Here is an 8,088-nt window from a genome sequence, read left to right as displayed (position 1 = left end):
GTCTCACAACTGGTCCGCACCAGCGTCTGCGCCGAACCGGGAGACTCCGGCGGCTCGTTCATCTCCATCGACCAGGCCCAGGGTGTCACCTCCGGCGGCTCGGGCGACTGCACCCAGGGGGGCACCACCTACTTCCAGCCGATCGACGAGATCCTCACCACCTACGGCCTGACCCTGGTGACCACCACGGGCGCCACACCGCCGACCACACCACCGACCACGCCGCCGGTTACGCCGCCCGCGAGTGGCTGCACCGGCTACCCCAGCACCTACAACGGCACCCTGACCACCGGCCAGTCCGCCTACCAGCCCAGAAACCTCTACTACCGCTCCGACGTCACGGGGGTCCACTCCGGGTGCCTGGACGGCCCCGACGGCGCCGACTTCGACCTGTACCTGCAGAAGTGGAACGGCCAGGGCTGGCCCACCGTCGCCACCTCCGACGGCACCGGCCCGGACGAGACGATCACCTACACCGGCACGCCCGGCTACTACCGCTACAGGGTGTTCGCCGCAGCCGGCTCCGGCGCCTACACAGCGGCGTCGAGGACGCCCTGACCCGACCCGAAACGGTCTCGGGGATCGAGGAACATCGGCCCCGTGATCCTTGACCAGCGGCCCACTCGCCCTGCCGGGCTCGGCGCCGGCACCTGGTATGACCCGCGCTCGAGACCGGCGCCCGCTCCAGGGCCCCCTGTTCTCGACATGTCTACCGGGTGCCGGCGCCGGTGCGCCCCGAGCGGGGTGCGCCGGCGGGCGATCAGCTCGGATCGGATGTGCGCACGACCGGATGGGTGACGTCGTGCGTGCGCAGGTGGCCGCACATGCCCCACCGAGGTCGCGGTGGGCTCTCCATCAGCGAGGCCCGCAGCAGATGCTCGCCGTCACCGCCTTCCAGCACGTCGAGCAGCTCCGCGGTGTCGCGGGCCTGCCGGGCGACGGTGCTCTCCCAGATCTGGCGCCAGCCCGCCACCGCGGGCCGGACCAGCGCGACCGCGCTGTCGTAGAAGCGCCGCAGCGGAACGGTGTCCCCCGCGCGCAGGGCGCCGGCGATCTGGAGGAACCCCTCCACGGCCAGGTCACGCCGCCGCGTGACCGCCGCCTCGATCTCCGCGTCCGGTACGCCCGTCGGCAGGGTCGCGGCCCGGAGGTAGCGCTCCGGGTCGGCGACGATCTCCGGCGGGAACGTCATGACCGCGTCGCCGGCCTCGGGCAACCCGGCGTTGGACATGACGACGACCACCTCCAGGCCGTCGCCGTTGACGGCCCGATGGATGGTGCCCGGCGTGAACCACACGGTCGAGCCCGCGTTCAGCTCCGTCTCGCGCACGCCGCGCGCGTCGGCGGTCATCAGCGTGCCCCGGCCTCCGACGACCACGTACGCCTCGGTGGAGACGGTGTGCAGGTGCGGTGTGCCGCCCCGCAGGCCGTCGGCGGCGCAGGCACCGGAGTAGACCGACAGCCTGCTGAGTGACGTGCCCCCCGGGAAGGTCATGGCCGCCCCCCGAGAGCGGCTCTGCCCAGCGTGGCCAGCAGCTTGGTGCCCTCCTCGCCCCGATCGCCGTCGGCGACGACGACCGCGTACCGGAAGCGGAGCGTCTCACCGTGCGGCAGCTCCATCTCGGCGCCGAAGAACGGTGCCGGGCACAGGCAGGCGAAGTCCTCGCTGCGGGCGAACCACTGCGGCGGGTGTCGCGGGTTGGCCGTGTCGTCCACCATGACGACCGTCGAGTGGTCGCCGGTCTCGTCGTGCCGGCCGCGGAAGCCGAACCACTCGGCGCGCATGCCGCGCAGCTCGTCGCCGCCCGCTCCGGCGGGTGACTGGATGACGCCTCCGGTGAAGGACCTGGGGCCGCGCCAGAACAGGCCGCCGTACCCGGCGTTCTCGCGCCCCTTGGTGGTCGGGGAGCCGAAGGAGAGCGTCGTGCCCGACACGTTCGTCATGGCCGTGTCGAACACCAGCGTCCAGGTCGCCCCGTCCACGACGGCCGCGGTCAGCGAGCGCCGCTCCTCGATGACGGGGGCACCGGCCTGGGAGGTCCAGTCGAGCGTGTGCGCGATCTCGACCCGGCCGCCGGCGGCCGACAGCGCGGTCATCTCCCGGTGGGTGGCGCTGCCGTTGTTGTCGAGCCGCACGTAGGACCGGCCGTGCACGTACGTCGGCCCGCCCCAGAAGTTGTGCTCGCCGACGTGTGGCAGCGACCAGGCGATGCCCTTGTGCCAGACGTGGTCGTGCGGCCTGAACAGCGACATCGGTGCGCCGCCGAGGGTGCGGATCGGATGGATGTAGGGCTTCGGCGACTCCGGCACGGGGGTGTCCGGCCGGTAGACGTAGGTGAACAGCTCGACGTCCCCGGCGGTGACGGTGACCGACCGGTCGAGCGCGTGGCAGGCCTGGAGGGTCACGTGGCCCTCACCTTCTCCCAGGGAGCGCCGGTCCCGTCCATGCGCAGCGCGAACGGGCTGTCGGGCGTGATCTGTCCGCTGCGTACGCGTTCGCCGGTGAAGGCGGAGGCGTACAGGGCGGCGACGAACTCCATCGTCCGCCTGGCGTCCTGGCTGGTCACCGGGGGTGCCTGATCCTGGTCTCGAGCGTCGAGCACGGCGCCGAACCAGTCATTGTGACCGCTTCGCGTGGTGCCGTGCCCCCGGGCCCACAGGGAGGCCACGCCCTCGTGGCCGGGGGCCGGGGTGACGGTCCAGTCGTCGTCGGTGTAGCCGTACAAATGCTCCACCTCGACGGTGGCGCGCTCGTAGTCGAACCGCAGCGCGCTGGTCTCGCGCGGCGAGACCACCGAGTTCACCACCGTGGCGACCGCGCCGCTCTCGAACGTGACGATCGCCATCGACACGTCCTCGGTGTCGACGGAGCGGGCCCGGCGGGCGGCGACCGCGGTGACCTCCCGCCATGGGCCGAGCACCGACAGCAGCAGGTCGAACTGGTGGATGCCGTGCCCCATCGTCGGCCCGCCGCCCTCCGACTCCCAGGTGCCGCGCCAGGGCACCTCGTAGTAGGCCTCATCGCGGTACCAGCGGGTGTCGCAGGTCGCCAGCAGTGGACGGCCCAGCGCGCCGGCCTCGGTCAGGCGGCGCAGCCGCAGCCCGCCCGCGCCGAAGCGGTGCTGCAGGACGGTCGCCACGTGCGCCGTCGAGCGGCGTTCGGCCGCGGCCAGGGTGTCGAACTCGGCCAGCGAGAGCGTGGCCGGCTTCTCCACCAGCACCGTCACGCCCGCCTCCAGGCACTCCAGCGCCAGCGGCGCGTGCAGCACCGGCGGGGTGCACAGGTGGACCAGGTCCACCTCCTGCTCGCGCAGCAACTCGGTCAGGCCGATGTGGGCCGCCGGGACGTTCCAGGTGTCGGCGAACGCCCTGGCGCGCTCGAGATCGATGTCGGCCACGGCGACGAGCGAGGCCCTGCCGCCGGAGGCTGCGACGGCGCGGGCGTGGGCGGTGGCGATCCCGCCGGTGCCGACGATCGCGGCCCGATAGTTGCGTTCGGACATGGGTCCCCTCGCTGGGTGGTCAGGCGCCGTCGATCCCGGTCTGGACTTCCTTGGTGAACGACGCGGCCGCCTGGCCCGGCGTCGTCCGGTCGAACGGCACCTCTTCGGTATGCCGCCTGATGATGGCCTCCAGGTCGCTCGCGCCGTTCGGGGTCACCCTGGGAGCGGTGCCGACCTTGGCCGTTGTCGTCGTCCCGCCGATTCGGGCCACTGTTCCGGGGTGTGGTCGTCGCCGTGGTACACCTGCCGGCACATGCTTGTCACCCAGGAATTAAAACGTTTCTGTACCAGAGGTGCAAGGTCTGCCGCGCGGAACCGGCGCGGCTCGGCGGTCGGCGACGGACCTTCGCCAGGTCCGGCCGGCCCGCCGCCGGGCACGGCGCTGAAACTTTCAGAGTCCCGGGGTGTCTCATGCGAGCCGGGAGGGCATTTTCGCGGGAGGCTCCCGGTCGCAGGGGAGACGCAGGTTACGCACGGGCTGGTCGCCGGTCGGCGATGACGGGGAAAGCCGCCCGGGACGCCGGGGCCGCACGTCAGGGCCTCCGGGAATCTCGCGCGCCCCTTGACGGCCACGATGCCGGTGCCAACACTTGGCACACATCTGCCTCGTGTCTGTGAAGTGCCAGACATCTGGCGGAAATGTTAGCGCTAACAGCCCTTGCGCGTTCGTGGACCTATCGTCCGTAACGAGAGGCACCCCCCCTGTGAACAGACTCGCAAGCCCTCCCCCGCGACGCGTGCGCCGTCGTGCCGGCGCCGCTCTCGCGGCAGCCGTCGTGCTGCTGCTCGCATTGTGCCAGTCGCTGGTGGCCGCCGCCCCCGCCGCCGCCGCGACGATCGACACCGCCGCCTGGTACCTCCTGGTGAACCGGCACAGCGGCAAGGTCGTCGACGTCCTCGATCTCGCCACCAACGACGGCGCCCCCATCGTCCAGTGGTCCCGCAACGACGGCGCCTGGCAGCAGTGGCAGTTCGTCGACTCCGGCGACGGCTACTACCGGCTGCGCTCCCGCCACAGCGGCAAGGTCCTCGACATCGCCTCCGGCTCCACCGCCGACGGCGCCAACGTCGTGCAGTGGAGTGACACCAACGCCGGCAACCAGCAGTTCCGCGTCGTCGACAGCGACACCGACCACATCCGCCTGATCAACCGCAACAGCGGCAAGGCCCTCGAAACCTGGGAATGGTCCACCGCCGACGGCGGCCGTCTCTCCCAGTACACCGACCTCAACGGCGCCAACCAGCAGTGGCGACTCGTGAAGATCGGCTCCACCGATCCGATCCCCGGCGACGCCAAGCAGATGGAGGATCTGGATCGCGGCCTGATCAGCGTGCGCTCCGGCAGCGGCAACCTGGTGTCCTGGCGCCTGCTGGGCACCGAGTCCCGCGACACCACGTTCAACGTCTACCGGGGCGGCACCCGGATCGCCAACGTCACGAACTCCACCAACCACCTGGACTCGGGCGCCGCGGCCGACGCCTCGTACACGGTGCGCGCCGTGGTCGGCGGCAGCGAGCAGGCCGACTCGGGAACCTCGCTGCGCTTCGGCAACGGCTACCTGGACGTGCCGATCAGCCCGCCCAGCGGCAGTCACACCGCCAGCGACGCGAGCACGGGCGACCTGGACGGCGACGGCAGGCTGGATCTGGTGCTCAAATGGGAGCCCAACGACTCCAAGGACAACTCCCAGTCCGGGACCACCGGCCTGGTCTACATCGACGGGATCAAACTCGACGGCACCCGGCTGTGGCGGATCAACCTGGGCCGCAACATCCGCGCCGGCGCCCACTACACCCAGTTCCAGGTGTACGACTACGACGGCGACGGACGGGCCGAGGTGGCGATGAAGACCGCCGACGGCACGGTCGACGGCCGCGGCACCACCATCGGCAACGCGAGCGCCAACCACGTCAACTCCTCCGGCTACATCCTGACCGGGCCGGAGTACCTGACGATGTTCAACGGCCAGACCGGCGCCGCGATGTCGACCGTCAACTACGAGCCGCCGCGCGGCACCGTCTCCTCCTGGGGTGACAGCTACGGCAACCGGGTGGACCGGTTCCTGGCGGGCACCGCCTACCTGGACGGCCAGCGGCCGAGCCTGATCATGGCCCGCGGCTACTACACCCGGGCGGTCATCGTCGCCTGGGACTTCCGCAACGGCTCGCTGACCCGCCGCTGGACGTTCGACTCCAACTCCTCGGGCAACAGCGGCTACGCCGGGCAGGGCAACCACCAACTGTCCATCGCCGACGTGGACGCCGACGGCAGGCAGGAGATCATCTACGGCGCGGCCACGATCGACGACAACGGCGCCGGCATGTACCGCACCGGGTTCGGGCACGGCGACGCGTTGCACGTGGGCGACCTGATCCCCGGCCGGTCGGGCCTGGAGGTGTTCACCATCCACGAGGCGAGCAACCAGCCCGCGGCCGACGTGCACGACGCCCGTACCGGGCAGGTCATCTGGCAGCGTCCGGGCAACAACGGCGCGGAGGGACCCGGCCGCGGCGTGGCCGCCGACGTCTACGCCGGCAGCCCGGGAGCGGAGTTCTGGGGCGCGGGAACCAACATGGGCAATCTGTACAACGCCTCCGGGGCCTCGGTCGGCCGCACCCCCTCCTCGGCCAACTTCCTGGCCTGGTGGGACGGTGACCCGGTCCGCGAGCTGGTGGACGGCACCCGCGTCGACAAGTACGGCACCGGCGGGGAGACCCGGCTGCTGACCGCCTCCGGGGTGCACTCCAACAACGGCACCAAGTCCACCCCGTCCCTGTCGGGCGACCTGCTCGGCGACTGGCGCGAGGAGGTCGTCTGGCCCACCTCCGGCAACACCGCGCTGCGGATCTACAGCACGCCGACCGCGACCACCACCAAGATCCACACGCTGCTGCACGACCCGCAGTACCGGGTGGCCCTGGCCTGGCAGAACACCGCCTACAACCAGCCGCCGCACCCGGGTTTCTTCATCGGCGACGGCATGGCCACCCCGCCGCAGCCGAAGGTCTACCTGCCCTGACCCCTCGGCCCTCCGAGCAGGGCCTCCATGTCCCGGTCCCCGGCGCCACCTGGCCCGGGGACCGGAACATGGACCGGAAAGCCGCGCCCCGGCCGGTCAGCCGCCGAAGATCACGACGTCACGCGGAAGGTGGCGTCGCCGCGGCCCTGCGCGTCACTGATCGGGTCGAGCCGGAGCAGATAGTTGGAGTGCCGGATGTACCGGTCGGGATAGTTGTACGACTGGAAGGACGTCCACGACGTGCTGGCGAGCCCGGCGACCTGGCGGAACGTGGCGTCCGCCGCGAAGGTGGCGGTGCCGTCGTCGGGCGCCAGCACGAAGTCGAACCCGTAGTGCCGCAGGTAGTACCCGGGGTAGTTCACCGACGCGAAGGACACGTAGCCGCTGCCGTTCGCCAGGCCGGGCACCAGCCGGAACTGCGCGTCCTGGGCGGGGCTGACGTTCGCGTCGATGCGCACGTCGAGGTTCGAGTGCCGCACGTACCGGGTCTGGTGGGTGTACGACTGGATGCGGTTGATCGGCACGGTGGCGCCCCAGCGGCCGAGCACGCGGTTCTCCTCCGCGGCGGTCAGGTTGAGGATGGAGCCGTGGCGCTTGCGGTTGGTGCCCATGCTGTAGTCGGAGCGCGTCTGGAAGTTCCGCGTGCTGCCCAGGTTGGTGGAGGTGATGGGCATGTAGCCGCGGCCGGTGGCGAACTGGTCCAGCCACAGGGCCCATTCGTTGCGGCCGTTGAACTGCGCCCACATCGGACCCTCCACGACGTTGCCGCCACCGGTGCCGTTGGAGATCCCCATGTGCGACAGGTTCCCGAGGGTCGTCCAGGATCCCAGGATCGAGTTGCTGGCCTCGATCGTGATGTGGCCGTCGGCCGAGGCCCGGTAGTACCGGTAGCCACCGACACCGCCGGGCACGTCGACGATCTGCGTGTCGATGAGGCCCTGGCTGCCGCCGCGCTCGATGTACAGCTGCGGTGCGGTGAAGCTGCGGAAGTCGCCGGTGCGCACGTACCAGATGCGGTGCTTGGTCACGCCGTTGCGGAGCGAGTTCGTCGCCCAGTACAGGACGTAGTCACCGGTCTCGGGGTTGTACACGGCCTCGGGCGCCCAGGCGTTGCCGGCGCCGGGGATGCCGCCCGCGACGTTGATCAGCCGCGGGGCCGACCAGTTCACCAGGTCGCTCGACTCCCAGACGACGAGCGAGGTGCTGCCCCGGTTCGCGGCGTCGCTCCACGACGTGCCGCTGGCGATGCGCAGGTCCGTCGCGACGATCCAGTACCGGTCACCGGCGGGAGACCGGACGAGGGCGGGATCGCGGACCCCTTGCGTGCCGATCGTGGAGCGCAGGACCAGCCCGCCGTTGTTCAGGTCGGTCCAGCGCAGCCCGTCGTCGCTGTGGGCGAGGTAGATCTGCTCGCCGTTCGCCGACTCCCCCGTGAAGTGCGCCATCAGGTAGCCGGTGAAGGGTTCGAGGGCGACCGCCTCCTTCGGGACGGCCATCGACCACGTCGTGAGCATCAGGCAGGCGGCGAGCACCGCGCCCGCCCGGGACAGGAATCTCGACATTCG

The 8,088-nt window shown here is 71.1% G+C and carries 7 protein-coding genes; 2 read left to right on the top strand and 5 right to left on the bottom strand.

The genetic code is table 11. The features are described 5' to 3' along the window. The coding region (locus ACSDR0_RS41835; RefSeq protein ID WP_435294518.1) for a trypsin-like serine protease at positions 1–558 on the top strand (558 nt) is incomplete at its 5' end. A gap of 202 nt (positions 559–760) precedes the next feature. On the opposite strand, the gene ACSDR0_RS41830 is transcribed toward ACSDR0_RS41835, so the two are convergent. From ACSDR0_RS41830 to ACSDR0_RS41815, 4 genes are read right to left on the bottom strand one after another with little or no spacing between them, the layout of a single operon-like run. Continuing rightward, positions 761–1,495: a cupin domain-containing protein gene (locus ACSDR0_RS41830; protein ID WP_435294517.1), complete on the bottom strand. Its 735-nt coding sequence runs from the start codon at positions 1,493–1,495 to the stop codon at positions 761–763. Next, positions 1,492–2,406: a PmoA family protein gene (locus ACSDR0_RS41825; protein WP_435294516.1), complete on the bottom strand. Its 915-nt coding sequence runs from the start codon at positions 2,404–2,406 to the stop codon at positions 1,492–1,494. Before ACSDR0_RS41825 ends, ACSDR0_RS41830 begins: the two co-directional genes overlap by 4 nt. Continuing rightward, positions 2,403–3,503, bottom strand: a complete 1,101-nt coding sequence (locus tag ACSDR0_RS41820; protein WP_435294515.1) for a Gfo/Idh/MocA family protein — start codon at positions 3,501–3,503, stop codon at positions 2,403–2,405. The genes ACSDR0_RS41825 and ACSDR0_RS41820 overlap by 4 nt, the downstream gene beginning before the upstream one ends. A 19-nt stretch (positions 3,504–3,522) precedes the next feature. Beyond that, a complete protein-coding gene (locus tag ACSDR0_RS41815; protein WP_435294514.1) occupies positions 3,523–3,714 on the bottom strand; it encodes a hypothetical protein in 192 nt (63 codons plus the stop codon). 526 nt (positions 3,715–4,240) lie between these two features. Between ACSDR0_RS41815 and ACSDR0_RS41810 the strand changes: the two genes are divergently transcribed. After that, a complete protein-coding gene (locus ACSDR0_RS41810) occupies positions 4,241–6,523 on the top strand; it encodes an RICIN domain-containing protein (protein ID WP_435294513.1) in 2,283 nt (760 codons plus the stop codon). 110 nt (positions 6,524–6,633) lie between these two features. Here the strand turns inward: ACSDR0_RS41810 and ACSDR0_RS41805 are convergent, their stop codons facing one another. Next, complete coding sequence (locus ACSDR0_RS41805) at positions 6,634–8,085, bottom strand: glycoside hydrolase family 43 protein (RefSeq protein ID WP_435294512.1); 1,452 nt, start codon at positions 8,083–8,085, stop codon at positions 6,634–6,636. Positions 8,086–8,088 lie beyond the last annotated feature (3 nt).

It is taken from the genome of Streptosporangium sp. G11 (genome assembly GCF_051192615.1).
Classification (GTDB): Bacteria; Actinomycetota; Actinomycetes; order Streptosporangiales; family Streptosporangiaceae; genus Streptosporangium.
The sequence above is the reverse complement of the archived record's forward strand: the minus strand, read 5'-3'. Positions and strand labels throughout refer to the sequence as shown.